We start from the raw sequence: 24,629 nt of genomic DNA, 5'->3' as shown, positions 1-24,629 counted from the left end.
GACGTCTCCAGGAAGGTGAGCGCCCACTAGCCTACGAGCGATAGTTGACACTTCTGTGACAGCGCTGCCTGGATGGCAACCATTCACTGAAAAGCGCGCTAGACGCGATACTTGCGCAGCAGATCGAGCGGGATGTGGCAGTAGTCCTCAGGAAAAAGGGTCAAGCGGTCCTGATGTTCCGGATCGCTTTTGACGTAGTTGGAAAGCGGCGCCACCTCGACCGCGATCCTGTCGCTATCGTCACGCCCGCGAATATAGGCCCGGGCCGCCTCAAGATGCGCCGCTCGTCGGCTGTAGACCCCCGTGCGGTATTTTTCACCGACATCCTCCCCCTGGCGGTTCACGCTGTAGGGGTCGATGATTTCAAAGAAGTATCCCATCAGGGCCGCCACGCCCACCTCGCGCGTATCGAACTCGACGCGCACGCACTCCGCGTAGCCGTCGTAGTTCGATGACGTGGTCGAGGTGGTGCCGTTGGCCCGACCGGCTTCGGTACGCACGACCCCGGGGAGGTGGCGCATGAACTCCTGCACGCCCCATAGGCAGCCGCCGGCAAAAAAGATCTCGTGTATGGTCATTCGTTTTACTCTTTTTAAAAAAAACGCCGGTACTTTCAATGCGATAAATAGGGGCGGCGTTGATGTGATCGGTCGCTTTTATAGATGCTTTCATGGCGCCTATCAAACGCACCAGCGTGTGCACACAAGGCGTCGGTCTCCTGATGAAAGTCGACAATCCTCTGGCGGTAAAGGATGATGTTTTCAAGCACCGTTTGACTGACAGCGCAGGCGATGCTGTTATTCTTGGGTTAGGTTTGCTTCGGCGTGCTCGGCGCCGGTTTCTTCATTCATGAAAGGACGCTCCCATGTCTCGCCCACCGCTACTGGCCCGTGCGGCCGTTCTGTTTGCGCTGGCCTCACCCTTGGCCGCCGCCGATACGCTGGTTTTCACCGCCATTCCCGACGAGGACGAGACGCGCCTGCAGCAGCGCTTTCAGTCGGTGGCAGACTACCTTTCTGACGAGCTCGATGTCGACGTGCGCTTCATTCCCGTGACCTCTTATGCCGCCTCGGTCACCGCGTTTCGCAACAATCAGGTACAGCTGGCCTGGTTCGGCGGCTTTACCGGCGTGCAGGCGCGCGAGCTGGTGCCCGGCTCCCAAGCGATCGCCCAGGGCGTCGAGGACCCGGAGTACAAGAGCTACTTCATCGCCAACGCATCCACCGGCATCGAGCCGGTCGAGTCCGATACCGCACCAAAAGCGCTCGAGGGGCTGACCTTCACCTTCGGCTCGCAAAGCTCGACGTCCGGGCGGCTGATGCCGGAGTACTTTCTGACTCGCGATCTGGGCGCCTCGCCGGGCGAGCTCTTTTCGCGCGTGGGCTACAGCGGCAACCACAGCCGCACGGTGTCGCTGGTGCAGTCCGGGGCGTATCAGGCGGGCGTTCTGAGCTATACCGCCTGGGAGAACGAGGTCGAGCAGGGCAACGTCGACCCGGAGCAGGTGCAGGTCGTTTGGGAATCACCGACCTATCCGGACTACCATTGGACCGTGCGCGGCGACGTCGACGAGCGCTTCGGCGAGGGGTTCACCGAGCGGTTGCAGCAGGCGCTTCTGGATATGGACGACCCGGAGCTTTTGGCGAGCTTCCCGCGCTCGGGCTTCATCCCCGCCTCGAACGAGGATTTCCAACCGATTCATGACGTGGCGGTCTCGCTGGACCTGCTGTAAGGGTGAGCGATTTCGTTTTACAAAACGCCGAGGCTTACTACGGCGCCACCCGAGTGCTCGAGCCGCTGTCTTTTACGATCGACAAGGGCGAGCACGTGGCGCTCATCGGCAAGAGCGGGGCGGGCAAGTCGACGCTGCTCTCCTTGATGTATGACCGCTGGCAGACACAGCCGGTGGCGCTGATGCCCCAGGCGCTGGGGCTCGTTGATACGCTGTCGGTGTTTCACAACGTCTACATGGGCAGGCTCGACCGCCACCCCTGGTGGCGCAACCTGGCGACCCTTGCCAAACCCTGGAAGCGCGACATCGACGAGATCGTCGCGCTGCTCGATGACGTTGGCATTGGCGAGAAGCGCTGGACGCCCTGCGGTGAGCTCTCCGGCGGCCAGCGCCAGCGCGTGGCGGCGGCTCGCGTGCTCTATCAGCAGGGCGAGTTGCTGTTGGCCGACGAGCCGGTCTCGGCGCTCGATGGCCCCCAGGCAAGTGCGATCATGGGCAAGCTGACCCAGGGCTATCCGCGCACGGTGCTGGCGATGCACGATCTGGAGCTGGCGCTTGCGTTCTGTACCCGAATCGTCGGGCTCAAGGAGGGGGCCATCGCGCTGAATGCGCCGAGCAAGACGCTCACCGCCGCCTCTCTTCAGGATCTCTACTGATGCCGCTCTCTGCCACGACCCGCGTCACGCTCGGGTTCGTTCTGCTGGCGCTGGTGTGCCTGGCGCTTGGCGATTTCGAGATCAGCGCCCACGCCCCCTGGCATTCGCTGGGCCAGCTTTTTTTAGGCTTGCTCCAGCCGGATTTTTCGAGCGTCGACTCGCTTGGCGGGGCGCTGTTGCGCACCGTGGCGTTTGCCTTCGTCGGCGTTGGGGTGGGCTCGCTTGCCGGGATGCTTCTGGCGCTTGTCTTCCACCGTTGGTGGGTGCGCACCTTCAGCGCCTTCATTCGCGCCATCCACGAACTCTTCTGGGCGCTAATCTTTCTTCAAAGCTTCGGCCTGCATCCGGTGACCGGGGTGCTGGCCATCGCCATTCCCTACGCGGGCATCTTCGCCAAGGTGTACGCGGAAATCCTCGATGAAACCGACCCGCTGCCCGGTGAGGCGCTGCCGCGAAGAGCCGACCGGGTCTCGACACTCGTCTACGCGCGTATCAGCCAGGCCTGGCCGCACCTGGTGAGCTACACGGCCTACCGTCTGGAGTGCGGGCTGCGCTCCAGTGCGGTGCTCGGTTTCGTCGGCATGCCGACCATTGGCTATCACCTGATGGCGGCGTTCGCCCAAGGCCACTACCCGACGGTGGGCGCGCTTTTGCTGATGTTTTACCTGTTGATCGGTACGCTCAGGTGGTGGGTGCGCCCGAAAATCCTGCCGCTTTATCTGCTCGTAGCGCCTTTCTTTCTGGGCACGGGGCTTCCCATCATGTGGTCGAACGTGACGCGGTTTTTCACCGAGGACATCGTGCCCGCGCCGCTCAGAAGAGGCGAGGGGCTCGAGGCACTGTGGGCGTGGTTGACCCGGCTGTTCGTCGACCAGGCGCTGCCGGGCATCTGGAATACGCTGCTGCTCACCCAGATCGCGCTGGTGGCGACCGGGGTGCTGGCGCTGCTGCTCTTTCCGCTGATTTCGCGCCACTTCATGGGCCGCTTCGGCGGCGTGGCGGGCCACGTGGGTCTGGTGGTGATGCGCTCGACGCCGGAGTACATGCTGGCGTTCATTTTGCTGCAGCTCTGGGGGCCGTCGATGCTGCCAGCGGTGGTGGCGCTGGCGCTGCACAACGGCGGCATCATCGCGCACCTTATCGGGCGGCGCAGCAACGAGGTGACGCTCAGACAGGACGCCCCAACGGGGGTGAACCGCTACGCGTACGAGATGGTGCCACGCCTTTACGGCCCCTTTCTGGCGCTTTTGTTCTACCGCTGGGAGATCATCATGCGCGAAACGGCGATTCTCGGCATCCTCGGCATCGCTACCCTCGGTTTTTACGTGGATAGCGCGATCCAGGAGATTCGCTTTGACCGCGCGATGGTGCTGATATTGATCACCGCGCTACTCAACATTGGCGTCGACGTGCTGGCAAGGCGCCTGCGCGGACATTTGCGCCTGCGTCACGGGGTCAATCGCCAGCAGTGTTAGGCGCTCTCTAACGAAGGCGACTCATGAGTCGATGAGCGGGTGCGCGCAGGCTCGGCTGCGCTAAAAACGTCGCGCCGCCAAAGCCTTGATCAGGCGTCCTGGTCGGTGTCCGGCAGCCGCTTGAAGTAGATGAAGCGGTGAAGCCGAATGAGCGGGCGAATCAAAAGCTGCACGCTGCCGATCAGAAACAGCCACACGCCGACGGTCTGAATGCTGCCCTCATAGAAAAAGCAGACGCTGCCAATCACGAACCAGATGCCGATCAGAATATCGTTAACGATGCTTAATACTTCGTAGCGCTGATGAACGACGAGTTCGCGCTGGCCAATGGTGAAAAGCCAGTCGCCGCTTTGGGAATGCTGTTGGCGCTGCATGAAAATCTCCTTGAATTAAAAACGAACGTTAATGATAGAGCATGTGTCACATCGTGCTGGTACAGGTGCTGCGCGGCGTGTCATTGTTCAAAACGTGCCGTAAAATGTAAAAAAAGGTAAAGCGTTACGGGCATGGGAGAGCGTATGGATGACAGGGCGTTAGCGAAAGCCGTCGATGCTGAACTTTCGCAAAGCGAGTTTCGTCTGAACTTCCCTTCCCCGCTTGAGGCGCAGTTCGAAGCCGATACCCAGAGTCGGCGGCGGCGCAGCATGTTGGTGTCGACGCTGATCGCGACCCCCATCTACTTTTTGTTTCTGGCCAACGACTACACGTTTCGCTCCGACATTTTCGATTTCATTTTGCTGGTGCGGGTGGGCGCCGTACTGCTGATCGGGATGCCCGCCTTTTGGCTGCTCTATCGAGGGGTAACACCATTTTGGCGCGAAACGCTCGTCGCTAATATCGTCGTGGGCGCCATGGTCGCCTCCTGTATCGTGCTGCGCGCCTCCCAGGCCCCCTTTTCGTACTACGACGTGTACTGCTTCGGCCTGATTCTGGTGGCCGGCAATACATTTTTTCCTCTGCGATTCACGTTTGCCTGCGTGACCACGGCGGTGTGTATCGCCGTCATGCTGGTCACCCTCGTCGGGTACGAGCCCATGCCGATAGAGGCCAAACGGTTGGCGTGTTTGGGAATCTTTTCCACGGCGCTTTTCACGCTGGTGACCTGCTATCGGCTGGAGCGCAACGAACGGCGCGCCTATTTACTGCTGCTGCGCGAAAGGATTCGCTCCGGCCACTACCGTCAGGATAACGAAAAACTCTCGAAGCTTTCGCTCACCGATCCCTTGACCAATATTGGCAATCGGCGCCAGTTCGAAGCTGCGCTTGAGGCCCGGTGGCAAGAGGCGAGCGTCTCCCAGGCGCCGCTGAGTCTCTTGATTATCGACGTGGATCACTTCAAGGCCTACAACGACCATTATGGCCACCCCGAAGGCGATGAGTGCCTGCGCCGGATCGCCGCCGCCCTGCAGGCCGAAAGCCGCGAGATCGACCAGGTCGCACGTATCGGCGGCGAAGAGTTCGCGCTGCTGCTGGCGAATATCTCCTCACACCAGGCGTATCAAACCGCCGAGCGTGTGCGTCGGCGTATCGAAGCGCTACATATCGCCAATCCCGGCGTCGCTGAGTCAGCGATCGTGACGGTCAGCATCGGTGTGGCGGTCTCGAGCCAACGTGAAGCCGCGGCGCCCAATGATCTGCTGGCGCGGGCCGACGTCGCGCTCTACCAGGCAAAGCTTGGCGGGCGCAACCGCACCTTCCTGGCTCAAGACGCCCCATGGCAGAAAAGCGCGAGCGGGGAGATGGATGCGCCTCGAGCGCCGCGTTCATCGAGTTGACTTTGCTATCGCGCCAGGCACAAATAGGCCGACTATTTTCGAAGGAGACGGTTGTGCAGGGCGATCAAAGCGGTAAATCCGACGGTTATGAAGCGCTCGATGTGGCGACGCTGGGCGCACGGCTGGGGGGCGTCGACGACGTTGCGCGACGTGTGGGCGGCGACCCCGCTCAGTGGGACGTGCGTGAGGTGGGCGACGGCAACTTGAACCTGGTGTTCATCGTCACCGGCGAGACGGGCAGCGTGGTGGTCAAGCAGGCGCTGCCCTATGTGCGCATGGTGGGCGAGAGCTGGCCGCTGCCGCTCTATCGGGCGCACTTCGAGTATTACGCCCTGGTACGCCAGGCCAAACGCGCCCCCGGCGTCGCCCCCGAGGTGTACCATTTCGACAAGGCCCAGGCGCTGATCGTGATGGAGTACCTGCAGCCGCACGTCATCCTGCGCCGCAAGCTGATCAAGGGCGAGCGGGTCGAGGGGCTGGGTAAAGTGCTGGGTGAGTTCTGCGCGCGTACCGCCTTTCGCGGCTCGGAGCTTTCGCTTTCGAGCCCGGAGAAGAAAGCCGACGTCGGGCTTTTTTCCGGCAACGTGGCGATTCCCGCCATTACCGAGTCGCTGGTGTTCACCGACCCCTATTTCGAGGCCGAGATGAACCACCACACCCCGGAGCTTGCCGAGGCCGTGGCCGCGCTTCGCACTAACGCCCTGCTCAAGGCGAAGGCCCAGCGGATGCTGTTGAAATTCACCGCCAACGCCGAAACCATGATTCACGGCGACCTGCATTCCGGCTCGATCATGGCGACCGAGTCGAGCGTGCGCGTGATCGACCCGGAGTTCTCCCAGTACGGGCCGATGGCCTTCGATCTCGGCATGGCGGTGGCGAACTTTCTGATGGCCTACTTCAGTCAGCCCGCCCACCGAACGGCGGACGCGCTCGAGGCGTATCAGGCGTGGATTCTCGAGGTGATCGGCGAGTGTTTGAACCGTTTCGACGACGAGTTTCGCCACCTCTGGCACACCGAGCGCAGCGGCATTCTCTACCCCCGCGCGCTGTTCGAGGACCAGAACCAGGAGAGCGAAACCGCCTGCGAAACGCTGCTGTTGGAGCTTCGCGACGACGCCCTGGCGTTTTGTGGCATCGAGATGCACCGCCGAGTGCTCTCGCTTGCCCACAACGCCGACTTCGAGGAGATCGGCGATACCGCGCTTCGCGCTAAGCTGGAAGCGCGCAATCTGAAAATGGGCGAGGAGCTGGTGGTCAATGCGAGCGCCTACCGCAAACCCCACGCGCTACTGGCGCTGGCTCGCGCTTACAATCGCTAAGAAAAGAACACTAATGACAACGCGGGCCATGGCCCGCGTTGTCGTTTCTGGCGGCCATGCGTGCTGGAGGCACGGCGGCGGCCGAGAGAGCGTTTTAAAGCTGGTCGAGACGATCGAAACGTCCGGCAATATCACTGTCGGTCCAGTGGGGCACCCAGCCTTCGACGTTGTCGAAGAAACGCAGCGCCGTGAAGGAGGGTTCCGGGCCCATATCGAACCAGTGCGGGGTGTTGGCGGGTACGCTGATCAGGTCGCCCTGGGTGCAGAGCACCTGATACACCTTGTCGTCGAGGTGCAGGCAGAAAAGCCCCTGACCCTTGACGAAAAAGCGTACCTCATCCTCATGGTGGCGGTGCTCGTTGAGAAACTTCTGACGCATGGCGTCCTTGTCCGGGTGCGTGGCCACCATATGGAGTACGTCCACCGTCTGGTAGCCGCCTTCGGCCTTCAGGCGTTCGATGTCCGCTTCATACAGCGCCAGAATCTCTTCCTGGGTGGCGTCGTCGGCAATCTCGCCGGGCGTTTCCCAGCGCTCGAACAGCACGCCGACGCGGTTGAGTTCTGCCTTGATCTGCGCGCCGTCCTGGATATCCACCAGCGCGGCCTGCGGGTTCTGGTCGGCAAACACCTTGAGTTGTGACATGGGGCGCTCCTTTGCTATTGGCGTTATGCGTTAGAGGGTGATGTCGTCGAAGCTTGCCACAACGCCGTGCTCGGTGCCCGCCTGCGTGCCTTCGCGCACCAGCTGCAGCGTTTTCATACCGGCACTTGCGGCACCGTCGAGCTCTTCGACCACGTCCGATAGAAACAGGATCGACGCCGGGGCGAGAGCAAGCTCCTCCGCGATGCGCCGATAGGCATCTGCCTCGCGCTTGTGGCCGATGTGGGTGTCGAAGTGGCCGTCGAACAGCGCTGTGAGATCACCGGCCTCACTGTGACCGAAAAGGAGCTTTTGCGCCTGCACCGAACCGGAGGAGTAGACGTAGAGCGAAAGCCCTCGCTCTTTCCACTGGCGAAGACACGGCGCTACATCGTCATACAGATGGCCCTTGAAGGCGCCGCGCTGGTAGCCGTCCGCCCAGATCATGCCCTGCAGCGCCTTGAGCGCGGTGACCTTCTGGTCGGTCTCGATCCAGTAGAGCAGCGCCTCGATGACCTCGTCGAGGCTCGCCTCGGGCTTTGCAAGCTCGCGGCGCACGGCGTCGATCTGCTCGGCGACCTCGGGCTGGGCGCTGTGGGTCTGCACGTACTCGGGCAGCTGATCGTGGGCGTAGGGGAACAGTACGTCGTGGACGAAGCGAATGTCGGTGGTGGTGCCTTCGACATCCATGACCACGGCGCGGATAGTGGAATCACTCATGAGTAGCGGCTCTCTTCCAGAACGCAGGCAAGCAGAAATTCGATCGCTTCCAAATGGCGCCGGCACTCGGCGATGGAGGCCCCCACGGCGTAGATGCCGTGGCCCTCGACCAGAAAGCCCCAGGGCATCGGCCAGCCGGCTTCTACATGGCGCGAAAGCTCGGCCATATCCTGAGAATTGGGAACGACCGGCAGCGTGATCGAGGCGTCGTGGGTGGTGTTGCCCAACAGCGCCTTCTGCATCTCGAAGCCTTCGAGCGCAATGCCCTGGGGGAAGCGGCGCGAGAGTACGGTGCTCGCCACAGTGTGAACGTGCAGCACGCAGCCGATCAATGAGTCGAGACGGTAGAGTGCGGCGTGCAGGTCGCTTTCGGCGCTCGGTTTGCCCGTGCCTTCGAGCACGCGGCCGCCAGAATCGCACAAGAGCAGGTCATCTTCGCGCACGCGGGTCTTGTCGACGCCGGAGGCGGTGACGAGATACCCCCGCTCGGCGCGAACGGAGAAATTGCCGCCGGTGGCCGGGGTCCAGCCATTGCCGGCGGCCCAGCTAATCGCCGCCAAGAGGTCGTCTTTTGAGGTCATGCGCGGTACCGGTCGCTATCCAAAGCGCTTCATTCTATATGATATGCTCCGCGCGTGATAAGTCGCCCCTCAGGAGTTGCCCATGCCCTTCGTTCAATCCCGCAGCCTGCGCGTCGATGTCGAGACCCTCGCGTATCTGGACCAGACGCGTCTGCCCCAGGTGGAGCAGTGGGAGGCCTGCAATACGCCAGAGGCCTGGCAGGCGGCGGTCAAGCGCCTGGCGATTCGCGGCGCGCCGCTGATCGGGCTGAGCGCGGCCTTCGTGCTGGCCCAGTACGCCGCACGAAACCCGCAGGGCAACTGGCAGGGCGTGAGCGATAATCTTCGCGCCACGCGCCCCACGGCGGTGAACCTGATGTACTGTCTGGACGCGATGGAGGCCTGCTTTGATCAAGGCGTCGAGGCGCTTTGGGCGCGCGCCACGGCGCTGTTCGAGGAGGACCGCGCGCTTTGCCAGGCGATGGCCGAGCGCGGCGCCGATCTTTTAAGGGACGGCGACCGAGTGCTGACCCACTGCAACACGGGGGCGCTGGCCACTGCCGGTGTGGGAACGGCCATCGGTGCGTTCTCCGTGGCCAATACCCGGGGCACCAAACTTCACGTCTACGTGAATGAGACCCGACCGCTTCTACAGGGCGGGCGCCTGACCGCCTGGGAGATGGCGGATCTCGACATCGACTACCAGCTCATTTGCGACAGCATGGCAGCGAGCCTGATGGCGGCGGGCAAGGTCGACAAGATCATGGTCGGCGCCGATCGCATCTGTGCCAACGGCGACTTCGCCAACAAGGTGGGCACCTACATGCTCGCCGTGCTGGCGCACTACCACCAAGTGCCGTTCTACGTCGTCGCTCCCTACACCACGGTGGATGCGGCCTGCGCCACCGGCGCCAAGATTCCCATCGAGCAGCGCGACGGCTCTGAAGTGCGCGGCGTGACCGGTGCCTTCGGCGAGGCGAGCTGGGCACCCAAGGATGCCCCGGTATGGAACCCGGCGTTCGACGTCACCCCGGCAACGCTTGTGACCGGCTGGGTGCTCGACACCGGTGTGTTTGATCAGGACGCCATCGCCCGCGGCGAGCACTGCCGCGAGCGCTAGCCTTGCCCTGGTCTTGGCCTCAGCCTGGCGCGTTCATCGCCGCACGCACACAGGCCAGCACGTTGTAGTCGACCTGGCCGTCGAGCGCTTCGAAAACCGCTTTCATGCCGCCCCCCGCGTGCTGACGGATCGCGCTTTCGATGCGCTCGCGCTCGGCGGGCGCAAGCGTCATCACCTGATCGAGCATGAGCGCTCCGCCTTCAATCGCCTCCGCCAAGTGGCGGTAGATGGTATTGACGGTAAAGCCGCGACGGTTCGCCACCTCCTCGACCGGAAGACCCTGTTTCACCATGTCAGCGGACTGCCGAGCGCTATCACCGACGCTCACCGCCGGGGCGTCGCCCTTGTGCGCCGCGATCACGGCCAGAATTCCCTCGCCGTAATCCTCGAGCTTGCGCGCGCCGATGCCGGTGACGCCACCCAGCGTCTCGAGGTTTTCCGGGCGGCGCTCGACGAGCTCATTGAGCGTGGCGTCGTTGAAAATCACGTAGGCCGGCACGCCCTGCTCGTCGGCAAGCGCCTTGCGGTGGTGGCGAAGCGCCTCCCACAGCGGGCCGTGGCCCTGGGCGGGGGCGGCCCCTTTGCCGCGCCGTGTGGCTTTCGTTTTGACCGGCTTTCGAAGCGTCAGCGACTCCGCCCCGCGCAGCACCGGCTTGGCCTTATTGGTCAGGTGGACGGCGCCGTGGCCTTCGATATCCACGCTCAAATAGCCGCTGGCGATCAGCTGACGATAAAGCGCCTTCCACTCGTTGGCGTTGAGCTCGGCCCCAATGCCGAAGGTGCTGACCCGGTCGTGGCCAAAGCGCGTGATCCGCTCGTTCGATTTACCCAGCAGCACGTCGACCAGATAGGTCACGCCAAAGCGCTGCTCGGTGCGAAAGACACACGACAGCGCCTTCTGCGCGGCCACGGTCGCATCCCAGGTGTCCGGCGGGGTCAGGCAGTTGTCGCAGTTGCCGCAGGGCGTTTCCAGATGATCGCCGAAGTAGTGCAGCAGCGCCTGGCGGCGGCAGCTGATGATCTCGCAAAGCCCCAGCATGGCATCGAGCTTCTGCTGCTCGATACGCTTTTGCTGGTCGCCGGCGCTCGAATCCTGCTGCATCTGACGCAGGGTGATCACGTCCTGCAGCCCGTAGGCCATCCAGGCGTCGGCAGCCAAACCGTCGCGCCCGGCGCGGCCGGTCTCCTGGTAGTAGGCCTCGATACTCTTGGGCAGGTTCAGGTGCGCCACAAAACGCACGTCCGGCTTGTCGATGCCCATGCCAAAGGCGATGGTCGCGACCACGATGACGCCGTCCTCGCGCAAAAAGCGGCTCTGGTTCTCCTGGCGCTGCTCCGGCGGAAGCCCCGCGTGGTAGGGAAGGGCGGTCAATCCCTGGCGTTCGAGCCAGGCCGCGGTCTCCTCGACCTTCTTGCGAGACAGGCAGTAGACGATACCCGCCTCGCCGTCGTGGTTCTCGCGAATGAAGCGCAAGAGCGCCTCGCGCGTGTTGCCCTGATTTTCGGCGATGTGATAGCGAATGTTGGGCCGGTCGAAACCGCTGTTGTAGAGCGCGGCGTTTTGAAGCTGCAGGTGCTCGATGATATCGCCGCGGGTCGGCACGTCGGCGGTGGCGGTGAGCGCAATCCTGGGAACGCTTGGAAAGCGCTCGTGAAGCTGGGAGAGCTGGCGGTACTCCGGGCGAAAGTCGTGCCCCCATTGCGAGACGCAGTGGGCCTCGTCGATGGCGAAGAGCGCAATCGGCGCCTGGTCGAGCAGCGCCTGCATGCGCGGCGTGGCCAGGCGCTCCGGGGCGACGTAGAGAAGATCGAGGGAGCCTGCGCGAAGCTGATTTTCCACGGCCATCGCGTCCTGAAAATCGAGACTCGAATTCAAGTAAGCGGCGCGCACGCCGTTTTGCACCAGTGCGGCCACCTGGTCCTGCATCAGCGCGATCAGGGGCGAGACCACGATCGCCGTGCCCTCGCGCAGAAGCGCCGGAATCTGGTAGCAAAGCGACTTGCCGCCGCCGGTGGGCATCAAAACCAGCGCATCGCCGCCGTGAGTGACGTGTTCGATGATGGCCTGCTGCGGGCCGCGAAACTGATCGAAGCCGAAGACTTCCTGCAGCACTTTCAACGCCGCCGGGTGGGGTTCGCCGTGCATCCTCGCTCTCCTCGCTTGTTGACGTTTTTGAGGATTGTCGCACGAAAGCGGGGGCTACCGGATGCCCGCGCGTAGAAACGACTGCACGAACTGACGCTGAAAGAGCAGAAAAGCCACCAGAAGCGGGGCGATGCTCAAGAGCGTCGCCGCGCTGACCGTGGCCCAGTTGACGCCGGTTTCCGGCGCGGAAAAAACGCCCAGGCCCACGGTAAGTGGGCGGCTCTCGACGGAGTTGGTCACCACCAGCGGCCACAGGAAGTTGTTCCAGTGGTGGCTGATCGAGACCAGCGCGTAGGCCAGATACGTGGGCTTGGCGAGCGGCACGTAGACCTTCCAAAGCACCCCGAGCCAGCTGCAGCCTTCGATGCGCGCGGCGTCCTCGAGCTCCCGGGGGATGGTCTTGAAGGTCTGGCGCAGCAAAAAAATGCCGAAGGCGCTGGCCACGTAAGGCAGCCCCATACCGGCGATGGTGTCGATCAAGCCAAGGTCGCTTGCGATACGGTAGTTCTCGACGATCAGCACCTCGGGAAACACGAACAGTTGAATCAGCACCAGCAAAAACAGCGCGTTCTTGCCGGGCACGGGGAAGCGCGCAAACGCAAACGCCGCCAGCGTACACACCACGAACTGCGCGGCCACCACGCCGGTGACCAGCCAAAAGGTGTTGAGGTAGTAGCGCGCGAACGGCGCCTGAGACCAGGCAGTTTTGAAGTTCTCAAGGCTCAATGGTGCGAAGAGCTCGAAGCGCACCATGAACGCCGGCGGGTGAAACGCCGCCCACACCGCATAGAGCAGCGGAAAGATCCAGACGATCGCCAGAAGCCAGGCGGCAAGATGCTCAAGCGAAAACGTCAGCGCCAGACGGCGTGGGTGGGAGGCGGCCAGAGTGCTCATTGGCATAACGTCGTCATTGGTAGTGGGTCCTGCGGTCCAGAAGGGTGAACTTGAGCGTGGCCACCACCGCCAGCACCAGCAGGATCACCACCGTGATGGTGGCCGCCGTGGTGCGGTCGAAAAACGCGAAGGCGTTCTCGTACACGTAGTAGAGCAGCAGGTTGGTGGCGTTGTTCGGCCCGCCCTTGGTGAGGATGAACAGGTGATCGACCACGCGCACGGCGTTGATCAGCGCGTTGATCAAAACGAACAGAGTGGTCGGCATCAAAAGTGGAAAGGTCACCCGCCAGAAAAAGCGCGCGCGACTCGTGCCCTCGAGATCCGCCGCTTCCTTGAGCTCCGGCGCAATGCCCTGCAGGGCGGCCAGATAGAAGATCATGAAAAAGCCGGCCTCCTTCCACACCGACATCACGATGATCGAGTAAAGCGCCACGTCAGGGTCGCCCAGCCAGTTCACGCCGCCAAGGCCCAAGGCGCCGAGCAGCGTGTTGAACAGCCCGATCTGCGGGGCGTAGAAGAACATCCAGATATTGGCGGCGGCGATCATCGGCAGAATCGTCGGCGTAAAGTAGGCCATGCGTACCAGCCCGCGGCCGGGAAGTTTGCCGTTGACCAGCAGCGCCATGCAGAGCGCGAGCGCCATGGAGAGCGGAATGGTGCCCAGCGCGTAGAGCAGGTTGTTGCGCGCCACTTGCCAGAACTTGGGGTCCTCGAACAGAAACCGGTAGTTCTCTAGCCCAACGAATGCCGGCGGCGCGCCGCGAAAGCCGGGCAGATAAAGGCTCTGAATCACCGTGGTGATCGTGGGCAGATAGGCGAAGAGACCCAGCAGCAGCGCGGCGGGCAGCAGCAAAAGCGCCCCATAGAGCTGGAGCTTGCGGTGGGCGGTCAGCGTCATGGTGAAGGCTCGCCGGTAAGTGAGCGCCGGGAAGGCCCGGCGCCTGAATAGGCTTAGCGGGCGTAGCGGCGCAGGATACGGTCGGCCTCGGCTTGCGCCTGGGTCAGAGCCGCTTCCGGCGTCATCTGGCCGGTGAGCGCGGCTTGCACGGCGTTATCCAGCGTGCGGCGAATGCGCCCGCCCTCATAGGTGGCAAGCTCAGCGGTGCCGAACTCGAGCTGATCGCGAGCGACCGCCGCCGGCGGGAAGGCCTCGACGTAGTCGCGCAGCGCTTCGGTTTCAAACGCGGCGGGGCTCACGCCCATGTAGCCGGTTTCGATCGACCAGTCTGCGGCGCGCTCGGGAGCGGTCATCCAGCGGATAAAGGTCATCGCAGCGCGCTGCTCCTCGTCGCTGGTATCGGCAAAGATGTAGAAGTTGCCGCCGCCAGTGGGGCTGCCGCGCTGGGTTTTGGCCGGTAGCATCGCCACGCCAAAATCGAAATCGGCGTCGCTCTTCACGGCACTCAGGTTGCCGGTGGTGTGCCACATCATCGCCGTCGACTGCTCGAGGAAGTTCTGGCGAAGCGTGCCCCACTCGATGGTGCCGCCGGGCATGACGCCGTCTTCGGCAAGCGATACCCAGTACTCCAGCGCCTCAATGGCCGCCGGGTCGTCGAAATAGACCTCGGTGCCGGCCTCGTTCATCAGCCGATGGCCGTTTTGATAGGCGAAGGCCTGAAACATCCAGTACGGGTAGCCGGTGGATGGCACCATGACGCCCCACTGGTCACCGCTTGCTTCGCGCACGGTGGCGGCCATCTCGGCCATTTCATCCCAGTTTTGCGGCGGCGTATCCGGGTCGAGCCCGGCCGCCTCGAAGGCATCCTTGTTCCAGAACAGCACGATGGTCGAGCGCTGGAACGGGATGCCGTAGGTCTTGCCGTCGAGCTGTCCGTTTTCCATCAAACCGGGGTAAAAACCGTCCAGCCACGCGCGCTCCTCGTCGGTCTCGACCAGGTCGTCGAAGGCGACGATGGCGTTTTGTTCGATCAGTTCGAACAGGTCGATGGAGAACATCACCGAAAGCTCGGGCGTATCGCCGGCTTCGATGGCGGACATCGCGCGCACCCGGGTGTCGTCGTAGTTGCCGGCATAGATGGCTTCGACATCGATCTCCGGGTGTTCGTCCTCGAACTCCTCGACCAGCTCGTCGATCACGTCGGTCAAGGCGCCGCCCACCGACACCGGGTAGTACATCGTGAGGTCGACGGCGGCGCTGGCCTGGGTGGCGCTCAAAAGGCCGGCGGCCAGCGCGGTGAGGGCAAAGGGAAGACGAGACGACATGATGAGCTCCTTCTGAATAGCGAGTGGATAACGAGTAGGTGGCGAATCAGTGCTGGAACGAGCCTACCGTCGGCGGGCGGGCAACGCTTCTTGGGGCGGCGGCGAAGGCGCGGGGCGCCAAATGCTCGTGTCGCAGACCGTCGGCGGCGAACAGATGCGCCTTTTCCGGCGCCCAGTAGAGGCGGCAGGCCGCCTCTTCGATAGCGGGGCGGCCCGCCACGCGTACGCGAAGAGAGTGGCTGCCCACGCTCACGTGAACGACGGTGTCGGCGCCCAGGTACTCTTCGCCCTCGATGCGTGCGGCAACGCCGGGCGCGTTTTCAGGGCGAAGCTCGATATCCTCGGGGCGAACGCCGAGCTGCCCGCCGGCGGCTTCCAGCGGCGCGACGGGGGTGGTGTCGCCGTCGATCACAGCACCGGCAACACCGGCGACCAAAGGCAGTAGATTCATGGCGGGGCTTCCTATGAAACTGGCGGCGAAGGCGCTCGCCGGCTGGTTGTAGAGCTCACTCGGGGTGGCGTCCTGAACGATGCGGCCGTGCTGCATCAAAATGACCCGGTCGCCCATGCTCATGGCTTCCACCTGATCGTGAGTGACGTAAATCACCGTCATATCGAGCCGGCGCTGCAGCGCCTTGATTTCGCGGCGCATCTCGGTGCGTAGGCGCGCATCCAGGTTCGAAAGCGGCTCGTCCATCAGACAAATCGGGTGCTCGGAAACGATGGCGCGGGCCAGCGCCACCCGCTGGCGCTGGCCGCCGGACAGGTTCGCCGGCTTGCGGTCGAGATAGGGTGTCAGGTCGACCAGCTCGGCCACGTGTGCAAGGCGCTTTTGGCGTTCGGCCCTGGGCACGCGGCGGCTCTTCAGGCCAAAGACGATGTTCTCGGCCACGCTCAGGTGGGGAAAGAGCGCGTAGGACTGAAATACCATCGAGAGGCCGCGATCCCCGGGCGGGGCGCGCGTGACGTTGCGCTCGCCGATGTGAATCGCGCCGCTTGAGGCCTCTTCGAGCCCGGCGATCATGCGCAGCGTGGTCGATTTACCGCAGCCGGAGGGCCCCAGCAGAATGACGAACTGCCCCGGCGTCACCTCAAACGAGATGTCGTCGACAGCGGCGATGGCGCCCCACTGTTTGGAGACGCCCGCCAGTTGAATGCGCGATTGGCTCATGGCTTTCACCAAAGATGGATCGTGGCCAATCACTGTGGGTCAAGGACGTTGCCGTTGTGTGACGCTTGCGTGGCGAAAGTGTGTCAGCGAAGTTTAAGCCCGTGACGCTTGAGCTTTCGCACCACGCTTGATTGGCTGATTCCCAGGTGCTCGGCCAGCGCGTAGGTGCTGGCGTGCGTGCGACAGCCGCGCTCGAGCAGTTCGCGCTCCAGGCGGGCCAGGTAGGCGGGCAGGGTTTCGTTCTCCAGGGGCGGCGGCGCGCTGGGCGTCGGTGGCGTGTGAGGCGCGCTGGTGGGCGAAGCGGGGGATTCGAACCCTTCGATGCGATCGAGCGCGCTCGAAAGCCAGGCGCGCTCCAGCCAATTTTCGAGCTCGCGCACGTTGCCGGGCCAGTCGCTGCCCATCAGCGTCGACCAGACGTGGTTGTCGAGAAACTTCTGCCGCCCGTAGTGGGCGTTGAGCCGCACCAGACACGCCTCGGCAAGCCCCGGAATGTCCTCGCGGCGATCGCGAAGTGCCGGCAGCGTCACGGGAATCACGTTGAGGCGGTAGTAGAGATCCAGCCGGAAAAGGCCTTCCTGCACGCGCGCCGCCAGGTCCTGGTTGGTGGCGACCACCAGGCGGAAATCGACCCGGCGGGGGCGGGTGTCGCCCAGGCGCGTCATCTTGCCGTCCTGAATTACCTTCAAAAGCTTGGTCTGCATCAACAGCGGAAGCTCGCCGATCTCGTCGAGAAACAGCGTGCCGCCTTCGGCCTGCTCCAGAAGCCCCGCCTTGCCCTGGCGGGCGGCGCCGCTGAACGCGCCGGGCTGGTAGCCGAACATCTCGGACTCGAACAGGTTCTCCGGAATGGCGCCGCAGTTGACCTCGACGAAGGGGCCGGCCGCGCGCTCGCTCCAGCGGTGGAGCTGACGGGCAAACGCCGTTTTGCCCACGCCGGATTCCCCCAGCATCAGCACGCTGGCCCCGGAAGGCGCCACGCGCTTCAAAAGGCTTGCGACCTCGCGCATCGCGTGGCTTCGCACCTGAAGCTCCTCCAAAGCGCTGTCGAGCGCCGGGTCGTCGGCCACACTCTGGCCGCGCTTGACGTGCTCGTTGAAGCGCTTTTGCAACAGCGCGTACTCGTCCTGCAAAAGCTGCAGGTCGGTCATGTCCCGCGAGCGGCTGACGATGCGCTCGAGCCTGCCGTTCACGAACACCGGGTGGGCCTCGGCGATCACCCGCCGCCCGGTGCCAGTGACCTGCATCAGCTGCGCCGGGCGGTGGGTGCGCATGACCTCCAGACTGATGGAGGGCCTGAGCACGCCGTCGCGCTCAAGCTCTCTGACGTTGCTGCCCAGTAGCGCCTCGCGCGAGAGCCCGTACACCGCCTCGACGCCGGGGCTGATGTCCAGTATTTGACCGTCGCCACTCACGATGAAGAAGTGGTCGTTGGCGGTCTCCACGATGGTCTTGAGCACGCTGCGATCGATTTCGTCCACGCCGTTTTCCTCGAACCGATGGTGACTCGTCAATGCAAAAACGACTCGATACTACGCGTTTTCGAGTCGTTTTTGCATCAATCAGGGCGGATAAAGACCGATTTTGGGGGCTCATCTCGCCTGGCACGCTAAATGCAGTATCTGTGTAAACCTTTCGATCGGGCTCAGTGTTCAGGACGCTGGACTCGAGAATCATTACAAGGAGAAGCGCCGTGAGTGATTTCAACCAGCCGCTGGGCGGCAACAGCGTACCGCGCTTTGGCGGACCGGCGACCATGATGCGCCTGCCTAGCCAGGAAAGTGCCGAAGGTCTCGACGTTGCCTTCATTGGTATCCCCATGGATATCGGCACCTCCAACCGACCCGGCACGCGGATGGGCCCGCGCCAGATTCGCGACGAGTCGCGCATGCTGCGCCCCTACAACATGGCCACTCGCGCCGCGCCTTTTGAGTCCCTGCAGGTGGCGGACATCGGCGACGTGCCGATCAACACCTTCCACCTGCCCAAGAGCGTGGACATCATCACCGCGTTCTTCGACGACGTGCTGAGCCACGACTGCGTGCCGTTGACGCTTGGCGGCGACCACACCATGACGCTGCCGATTCTGCGCGCCATGGCCAAAAAGCACGGCCCGGTGGGGCTGATTCATATCGATGCCCACGCCGACGTCAACGAGCACATGTTCGGCGAGGAGATTGCCCACGGCACCACCTTCCGCCGCGCTCAGGAAGAGGGGCTTTTGGCGAAAGAGAAGGTGGTGCAGATCGGCCTGCGCGGCACCGGCTACGCCGCCGAGGACTTCGACTGGTGCCGTGACCAGGGCTTTCGCGTGGTTCAGGCCGAGGCGTGCTGGTACCAGTCGCTGGCGCCCTTGATGGAAGAAGTACGCGCGCAGATGGGCGACACACCGGTGTACATCAGCTTCGACATCGACGGCCTCGACCCGTCGGTGGCGCCGGGCACCGGCACCGTCGAGATGGGCGGGCTGACCTCCCATCAGGGCCTCGAGATCGTGCGCGGCGCGGCAGGGCTCAACATCGTCGGCGGTGATCTCGTCGAGGTTTCGCCGCCGTATGACACCAGCGGCAATACCGCGCTGATGGGCGCCACGCTTTTGTACGAGATGCTCTGCGTGCTGCCGGGCGTGAAGAAAGGAGAGTGATCGCGTTGGGCGCCGTTCGGGCGCCCGTCTGAAAGCGATACGGGTAATAAAAAGAACGATAAAAAAACGACAAAAAAGAAAGGTCGAACCTTTCCTGCGAACGCCGCCAGCCCACCTTCAATAATCATTTCCAACAGGTGAACATCATGTCCGACCCTCAAGCGATACACGATGAGCGCGCGCCCGACGAGGCCATCCCGCGCCGCCATCTGCTCAAGTTCCTGATTCCCTCGATCATCGGGGTGTTGCTGTTTCTGGTGCCGTTTCAAACCGGTGAGTCGGTCAACATCGGTATGGGGATGATGGCCGATGGCCTGCAGGCACTACTCGGCGGGGCGCTGCCGCTGATCGCCATGGTGGTGCTGTGCGTGTCGGTCATCGTTACACTCTACGTGAAGGCCGCGAAACCGGCCTGGGCCCAGGGCGGGCACTTCGGCGACATGTTTCAGGTCGGGGCGATCTGGGTGGCGCTGCGCGTGTTGGGCGCCATTTTCGTGGTGATGACCTATTTTCAAGTGGGCCCCGAATTCGTCACCGCCTCGTTTACCGGCGGGGTCATGCTCAACGACCTGGCGCCGGTGCTTTTGACGTTTTTCTTCTTCGCTGCGATTTTGCTGCCGTTTCTGGTCGAGTTCGGCTTCATGGAGTTCATCGGTAGCCTGGTGCGCAAGCCGTTTCGCCTCATCTTCAATCTGCCGGGGCGCAGCGCCATCGATGCCACCGCCTCCTGGATGGGCTCGGGCACCGTGGGCGTGCTGATCACTTCCCAGCAATACGAGCAGGGCTTCTATAGCGGTCGCGAGGCCTCGGTGATCGCCACCAACTTCTCCGTGGCGTCCATTGCCTTCAGCCTGCTGGTGGTTAACTTCGTCGATTTGAACCACCTGTTCGTGCCGTTCTACTTCACCGTGGTGGTTTCCGGGCTGATTGCCGCGATCATCGTCTCGCGCATTCCGCCGCTGTCGCTGAAATCCGACGACTACCATGAGCCGGTCGGCTGTCAGATTCGCGAAGAGAACACCGGCCGCGCCGGGCTTTTCCGCTACAGCCTGCAGCAGGCCACGCGCCGCGCCGCCGGGGCACCCGGCCCCATGGCGCTCGCCAAACTGGCGCTGATCAACGTCATCGACATCTTCCTGACGCTTCTGCCGCTGGTGTTCGCGATCGGCACCGTCGCGCTGATTTTGGCCGAGTTCACGCCGCTCTTTACCTGGCTCTCCTACCCCATGGTGCCGGTACTGGAGTGGCTGCGCATTCCTGAAGCTCAGGCCGCGGCACCGGCCACACTGGTGGGCTTTGCCGACATGTTTCTGCCGGCGGTGCTGGCCACCAATATCGACAGCGAGCTCACTCGCTTCGTGATCGCGTGTCTGTCGATGACGCAGCTGGTGTACATGTCCGAAATCGGCGCGCTGCTGCTGAAGTCGAAGATTCCCATCGCGCTTTGGGAGCTGGCAGCGGTCTTTCTGCTGCGCACCGCCATTACGCTGCCGATCATCGCCTTGATCGCGCATACCCTCGTCTTTTAAGGAGCTTCGATGAAAGAGCACGATACGATGACCTGCGCCGAGCTTCTGATTCGCCTTCTGCGCGACACCTACGGCGTCGACACCCTCTTCGGCATCCCCGGCGTGCATACGGTCGAGCTCTACCGCGGCCTCGAAGGCGGAGGCATCCGTCACGTCACGCCGCGCCACGAACAGGGCGCGGGCTTCATGGCCGACGGCTACGCCCGCGCCAGCGGCCAGCCCGGGGTGTGTTTGATCATCACCGGCCCCGGCATGACCAACATTGCCACCGCCATGGGCCAAGCGCTGGCGGATTCGGTGCCGATGCTGGTGATCTCGAGCGTCAACCGCCGCGACACCCTGGGGCTCGGCCAGGGGCGGCTCCACGAGCTACAAAGCCAGCAGCAGGTGATCAGCGGTGTGGCGCGTTTCAGCCATACGCTGCTCGACGCCGACACGCTGCCCGAGGTCCTGGCTCGCGCCTTTGCAGTGTTCAGAGGCGCACGCCCGGGCCCGGTGCATATCGAGATGCCCATCGATCTGTTCGACGCGCCGGTCACGCCGCCTCGCCGCTGGCAGGCACCGCGCCTTTACCGCGCGGCGCCGGACCCGGAAGGCCTGCGCGAGGCAGCAAGGCTTTTGGAGGCGGCGAAGCGCCCGCTGGTGCTCTTGGGCGGCGGCTGCGAGGATGCCTTCCAGGCCGCCCACGCGCTGGTCGAACGCCTCGACGCCCCGGCGGTGACGACCATCAACGCCAAGGGGCTTTTGGGGCGCGACCACCCGCTGGATCTCGGCGCCAACGCAGCACTCCCCGCGGTGCGCCGGCTCGCTTTTGATGCCGACGTGATTCTCGCCGTGGGCACCGAGCTTGGTGAAACCGATTATGACGTGGTGTTCGACGACGGCTTTCTGCTGACCGGCACGCTGATTCGCGTGGATATCGACGCCGAGCAGCTGGCGCGCAACCAGGCCACCACGCTTGGGCTGGTGGGCGATGCCGGGCGCACGCTGGCGCTGCTGGCCGAGTATTTCCCTGAGCCGCTGTCGCGGGGCGGTGCCGAGCGGGTCAGTGAAGCGCTGGCGGAACTCGATCTGAAAAACGATCCGGCGTTTTCCACCTTCGTGCCACTCTACGAGACGCTTGCCGAGCATCTGCCCGAGGCGATTCTGGTGGGCGACTCCACCGCACCGGTCTACGCCGGCAATCATCTGGTCAGTCAGCCCCAGCCGCGGCGCTACTTCAACGCCTCGACGGGCTACGGGACGCTGGGCTATGGATTGCCCGCTGCGCTCGGTGCCCAGCTCGCGCAGCCGCAGCTTCCCGTGGTGGCGCTGGTGGGCGATGGCGGGGTGATGTTTACGCTCTCGGAGATCGCCACCGCCGTCGAGGAGCAGATTCCTGTCGTGATCCTGCTGTGGCACAACGCGGGGTACGAGGAGATCCGCCGCTATATGGACGATAACGGCGTGGCGCGCCTGGGCGTCGATCTCAAGGCGCCAGACTTTTTGATCCTCGCCGACGGCTTCGGCTGCCCGTCCGCCCATATCGAAAGCCCGTCCCAGTTGGCGGCGGCGCTTGCCGAGCGCGACGCCGCTCGTCCGCTTCTCATCGAAATCGACGCCGCCGTTTGGCAGCAAGGCGCTACCCGTTCGGAGACACCATGAAAATCCTCGATCAGCAGTTCATCAACAACCAGTGGGTGCTCTCTGAAGGCACGCGAAAGCTGGAGGTGGTTAATCCGTACCGCGAAGAAGTGATCGCACGCGTCACCGCGGGTGCCGCTCGGGATGTCGACGCTGCGGTGCAAGCGGCACGACAGGCTCAGCCCGCGTGGCAGGCGCTAGGCGGCGCGGCGCGTGCGGAGTATCTCGACGGCTTTGCAGACGCCTTGAGCGCCCGGCGCGAGGCGCTGATCGAGCTGAGTGCCACCAACAACGGCAAGCCGCTAATGGAAGCGGGCATCGATCTGGACGACGCGATTGCCTGCTACCGCTACTACGCCGGCCAGGCGCGGGCGCTGGACGCCCGCCAGGGCGAACGGGTCGAGGTCGAGATGGAGGGCGTCGAGGCGCGGGCCTACCTGGACCCCGCCGGCGTGGTTGCTCTAATCACGCCCTGGAATTTTCCGCTGGTCACCAGCGCCTGGAAGCTCGCCCCGGCCCTGGCTGCCGGTTGTACCGTGGTGTTGAAGCCTTCCGAAGTGGTGCCGCTGCCCGAGCAGGCGCTGGCGGAAATCGCGCTGGACATCGGCCTGCCCGCGGGCGTGCTGAATCTCTTGAACGGCGATGGTGACGGCATTGGCGCGCCGCTGGCAAGTCATCCGGGCGTGGACAAAATCTCCTTCACCGGCAGCAACCGCGTGGGCGAGGCGGTGATGAAGGCCGCGAGCGCGCGCACTGCCGGGGTATCGCTGGAGCTTGGCGGCAAGTCGCCCATTCTGGTGATGGAGGACGCGGATCCTTCGCAGGCCGCCGACTGGGTCATGGCGGGCATCTATTTCAACGCCGGCCAGATCTGCTCGGCGACCTCGCGCCTTTTAGTGCACGAAGACGTGGCCGAGGCGCTTTTTAAGGCGCTTGCCACGCGAATGGACGCGCTCACTCTAGGCGACCCGCTTGACGAGGGCACGGACCTGGGCCCGCTCACCAGCGCCAGACAGCGGAACGCCGTCAACGGCTACCTGGATATCGCCGAACAGGAAGGGCTGACCGCGGTACGCGATCACACCCACTACACCTTGCCCGAGCAGGGCTACTTCGCCGCCCCGACGCTTTACCGCGACGTGCCGGTAGAAAGCCGCCTATGGCGCGAGGAGATCTTCGGCCCCGTGCTCTGCGCGCGCAGCGTCAGGGATGAGGCGGAGGCGGTCGCGCTCGCCAACGACAGCGACTTTGGCCTCGCCGCCACGGTGATCAGCGGCGACGTTGATCGCGCCAGGCGCATCGGCCAGCAACTCAAGGCCGGCAGCATCTGGTACAACACCGAGCAGCTGGTGCTACCGGAGACCGCCTGGGGCGGCTTCAAGCGAAGCGGCATCGGCCGCGAGCTTGGGCCTTGGGGGCTCAATGCGTATCTGGAGGTGAAGCACGTGGTGGGGCCGGCCTAGCGGCTGGGCATTGGATAACGCCGGTCCCACTTACCCGCCTTGATCACCTGCCCGGGCACGTCGTGACCGACGAGCTCGGGCAGCGTGGCGGCCACCTCCAGCAGGGCGTCCAGATCCACACCGGTGTCCACACCCATCGCCTCGAACATGTGCACCAGGTCCTCGGTGCAGACGTTGCCCGTCGCGCCCGGCGCGAAGGGGCAGCCGCCAAGGCCCCCCAGGGCCGAGTCGAAGCGGGTGATGCCCGCCTGCCAGGCGGCCAGCGCGTTGGCCAGGCCCATGCCGCGGGTGTTATGCACGTGCAGGGTGAAAGCGGTGCCTGGCCAGCGGGCGATGACCGCTTCACAAAGCGCCTTCACCTGGGCGGGGTTGGCCATGCCGGTGGTGTCGCACAGCGTGACGCCCTGAATCCCGAGGGCGACCAATTGCTCGATGAGTTCCAGAACGCGCTTCTGGGGGACTTCGCCTTCGAACGGGCAGCCGAAGGTCGTCGATAGCGAGGCGTTGACGAACACGCTGTTTTCCCGCGCCACGTCCAGGATGTCGCCAAAGCGCTCGATCGACTGCTCGGGCGTCATGCGCAGGTTGGCCAGGCCGTGGCTGTCGCTTGCCGACATGACCAGGTTGAGTTCATCGACTTGGCAGGCCAGCGCGCGTTCAGCACCCTTGAGATTGGGCACCAGCACGGTAATCTCGACGCCGTCGCGGCGCTTGATGCCGTTGACGACTTCTGAGGCGTCCGCCAGGTTGGGGATCGCCTTGGGCGAGGTGAAAGAGGTGGCTTCGATACGCGCAAGGCCGGTTTGGGAGAGCGCGTTGATCCAGCGGATCTTGTCCGGCGTGGGCACGAAGCGCTTCTCGATCTGCAGGCCATCGCGGGGGCCGACTTCATTGATCTCGATGCGCTCGGGGCAGGGAGTTTGGGGGATCATGGTGCGC

At 63.8% G+C, this 24,629-nt stretch carries 22 protein-coding genes; 10 read left to right on the top strand and 12 right to left on the bottom strand.

From position 1 onward, the window contains the following. Nucleotides 1-98 precede the first annotated feature (98 nt). Entirely contained in the window at nucleotides 99-578 is a 480-nt protein-coding gene (locus tag RN346_RS14760; protein ID WP_311958757.1) for a peptide-methionine (S)-S-oxide reductase, read from the bottom strand. Between the two features lie 287 nt (nucleotides 579-865). On the opposite strand from RN346_RS14760, the gene RN346_RS14755 reads away from it, so the two are divergent. Genes RN346_RS14755 through RN346_RS14745 form a run of 3 tightly spaced genes read left to right on the top strand, consistent with a single transcriptional unit; the run spans nucleotide 866 to nucleotide 3,863 of the window. Next, the gene (locus RN346_RS14755; protein WP_263586069.1) at nucleotides 866-1,732 is read left to right on the top strand and encodes a putative selenate ABC transporter substrate-binding protein; all 867 of its coding nucleotides are present in this window, start codon (nucleotides 866-868) and stop codon (nucleotides 1,730-1,732) included. Nucleotides 1,733-1,734: 2 nt separating this feature from the next. Continuing rightward, on the top strand, nucleotides 1,735-2,388 hold the full coding sequence (locus RN346_RS14750; protein WP_311961553.1) for an ATP-binding cassette domain-containing protein: 654 nt from the start codon (nucleotides 1,735-1,737) through the stop codon (nucleotides 2,386-2,388). Then, nucleotides 2,388-3,863, top strand: a complete 1,476-nt coding sequence (locus RN346_RS14745; RefSeq protein ID WP_311961552.1) for an ABC transporter permease — start codon at nucleotides 2,388-2,390, stop codon at nucleotides 3,861-3,863. The genes RN346_RS14750 and RN346_RS14745 overlap by 1 nt, the downstream gene beginning before the upstream one ends. Before the next feature lie 89 nt (nucleotides 3,864-3,952). On the opposite strand, the gene RN346_RS14740 is transcribed toward RN346_RS14745, so the two are convergent. After that, the gene (locus RN346_RS14740; RefSeq protein ID WP_263586072.1) at nucleotides 3,953-4,237 is read right to left on the bottom strand and encodes a YrhK family protein; all 285 of its coding nucleotides are present in this window, start codon (nucleotides 4,235-4,237) and stop codon (nucleotides 3,953-3,955) included. 144 nt (nucleotides 4,238-4,381) lie between these two features. On the opposite strand from RN346_RS14740, the gene RN346_RS14735 reads away from it, so the two are divergent. Both RN346_RS14735 and mtnK read left to right on the top strand, forming a co-directional pair. After that, nucleotides 4,382-5,638, top strand: coding sequence for a GGDEF domain-containing protein (locus tag RN346_RS14735; protein WP_311961551.1), 1,257 nt, complete (start codon nucleotides 4,382-4,384; stop codon nucleotides 5,636-5,638). 53 nt (nucleotides 5,639-5,691) lie between these two features. Next, entirely contained in the window at nucleotides 5,692-6,957 is a 1,266-nt protein-coding gene (gene mtnK, locus RN346_RS14730) for an S-methyl-5-thioribose kinase (RefSeq protein WP_311958753.1), read from the top strand. 94 nt (nucleotides 6,958-7,051) lie between these two features. Here mtnK and RN346_RS14725 read toward each other — a convergent pair whose 3' ends face one another. Genes RN346_RS14725 through mtnB form a run of 3 tightly spaced genes read right to left on the bottom strand, consistent with a single transcriptional unit; the run spans nucleotide 7,052 to nucleotide 8,898 of the window. Continuing rightward, nucleotides 7,052-7,600 (bottom strand): cupin domain-containing protein, encoded by a 549-nt coding sequence (locus RN346_RS14725; protein WP_311958752.1) that lies wholly within the window; start codon nucleotides 7,598-7,600, stop codon nucleotides 7,052-7,054. 30 nt (nucleotides 7,601-7,630) lie between these two features. Further along, entirely contained in the window at nucleotides 7,631-8,317 is a 687-nt protein-coding gene (gene mtnC, locus RN346_RS14720) for an acireductone synthase (protein WP_311961550.1), read from the bottom strand. Continuing rightward, nucleotides 8,314-8,898, bottom strand: a complete 585-nt coding sequence (mtnB, locus tag RN346_RS14715) for a methylthioribulose 1-phosphate dehydratase (RefSeq protein WP_311961549.1) — start codon at nucleotides 8,896-8,898, stop codon at nucleotides 8,314-8,316. The genes mtnC and mtnB overlap by 4 nt, the downstream gene beginning before the upstream one ends. An 82-nt stretch (nucleotides 8,899-8,980) precedes the next feature. Between mtnB and mtnA the strand changes: the two genes are divergently transcribed. Further along, nucleotides 8,981-9,997 (top strand): S-methyl-5-thioribose-1-phosphate isomerase, encoded by a 1,017-nt coding sequence (gene mtnA, locus RN346_RS14710; RefSeq protein ID WP_311961548.1) that lies wholly within the window; start codon nucleotides 8,981-8,983, stop codon nucleotides 9,995-9,997. Between the two features lie 19 nt (nucleotides 9,998-10,016). On the opposite strand, the gene recQ is transcribed toward mtnA, so the two are convergent. From recQ to RN346_RS14680, 6 genes are all read right to left on the bottom strand, one after another. After that, complete coding sequence (gene recQ, locus RN346_RS14705; protein WP_311961547.1) at nucleotides 10,017-12,143, bottom strand: DNA helicase RecQ; 2,127 nt, start codon at nucleotides 12,141-12,143, stop codon at nucleotides 10,017-10,019. Nucleotides 12,144-12,197: 54 nt separating this feature from the next. Beyond that, nucleotides 12,198-13,037 (bottom strand): carbohydrate ABC transporter permease, encoded by an 840-nt coding sequence (locus RN346_RS14700; protein ID WP_311962726.1) that lies wholly within the window; start codon nucleotides 13,035-13,037, stop codon nucleotides 12,198-12,200. A gap of 13 nt (nucleotides 13,038-13,050) precedes the next feature. Further along, nucleotides 13,051-13,935, bottom strand: coding sequence for a sugar ABC transporter permease (locus RN346_RS14695; RefSeq protein WP_311961546.1), 885 nt, complete (start codon nucleotides 13,933-13,935; stop codon nucleotides 13,051-13,053). Nucleotides 13,936-13,988: 53 nt separating this feature from the next. Next, nucleotides 13,989-15,260, bottom strand: coding sequence for an ABC transporter substrate-binding protein (locus RN346_RS14690; protein ID WP_311961545.1), 1,272 nt, complete (start codon nucleotides 15,258-15,260; stop codon nucleotides 13,989-13,991). Between the two features lie 46 nt (nucleotides 15,261-15,306). Further along, on the bottom strand, nucleotides 15,307-16,431 hold the full coding sequence (locus RN346_RS14685; RefSeq protein WP_263586082.1) for an ABC transporter ATP-binding protein: 1,125 nt from the start codon (nucleotides 16,429-16,431) through the stop codon (nucleotides 15,307-15,309). An 83-nt stretch (nucleotides 16,432-16,514) separates the two neighbouring features. Then, nucleotides 16,515-17,912: a sigma 54-interacting transcriptional regulator gene (locus RN346_RS14680; RefSeq protein ID WP_311961544.1), complete on the bottom strand. Its 1,398-nt coding sequence runs from the start codon at nucleotides 17,910-17,912 to the stop codon at nucleotides 16,515-16,517. A gap of 212 nt (nucleotides 17,913-18,124) precedes the next feature. On the opposite strand from RN346_RS14680, the gene speB reads away from it, so the two are divergent. The 4 genes from speB (at nucleotide 18,125) to RN346_RS14660 (ending at nucleotide 23,690) form a co-directional block, all read left to right on the top strand. Then, nucleotides 18,125-19,075 carry an agmatinase gene (speB, locus tag RN346_RS14675; protein WP_311961543.1) on the top strand — a complete coding sequence of 317 codons (951 nt, stop codon included), beginning with the start codon at nucleotides 18,125-18,127 and terminating at the stop codon, nucleotides 19,073-19,075. A gap of 146 nt (nucleotides 19,076-19,221) precedes the next feature. Further along, nucleotides 19,222-20,604, top strand: coding sequence for a YjiH family protein (locus RN346_RS14670; protein WP_263586085.1), 1,383 nt, complete (start codon nucleotides 19,222-19,224; stop codon nucleotides 20,602-20,604). A gap of 9 nt (nucleotides 20,605-20,613) precedes the next feature. Continuing rightward, nucleotides 20,614-22,248, top strand: a complete 1,635-nt coding sequence (locus RN346_RS14665; protein ID WP_311961542.1) for a 5-guanidino-2-oxopentanoate decarboxylase — start codon at nucleotides 20,614-20,616, stop codon at nucleotides 22,246-22,248. After that, on the top strand, nucleotides 22,245-23,690 hold the full coding sequence (locus RN346_RS14660; protein ID WP_311961541.1) for an aldehyde dehydrogenase family protein: 1,446 nt from the start codon (nucleotides 22,245-22,247) through the stop codon (nucleotides 23,688-23,690). The genes RN346_RS14665 and RN346_RS14660 overlap by 4 nt, the downstream gene beginning before the upstream one ends. Here the strand turns inward: RN346_RS14660 and RN346_RS14655 are convergent. Continuing rightward, a complete protein-coding gene (locus RN346_RS14655) occupies nucleotides 23,687-24,622 on the bottom strand; it encodes a hydroxymethylglutaryl-CoA lyase (RefSeq protein ID WP_311961540.1) in 936 nt (311 codons plus the stop codon). The two genes, RN346_RS14660 and RN346_RS14655, sit on opposite strands and share 4 nt — an antisense overlap. Nucleotides 24,623-24,629 lie beyond the last annotated feature (7 nt).

The sequence above is a fragment of the Halomonas sp. PAMB 3232 genome (assembly GCF_031954225.1).
Lineage (GTDB): Bacteria > Pseudomonadota > Gammaproteobacteria > Pseudomonadales > Halomonadaceae > Vreelandella.
The sequence above is the reverse complement of the archived record's forward strand: the minus strand, read 5'-3'. Positions and strand labels throughout refer to the sequence as shown.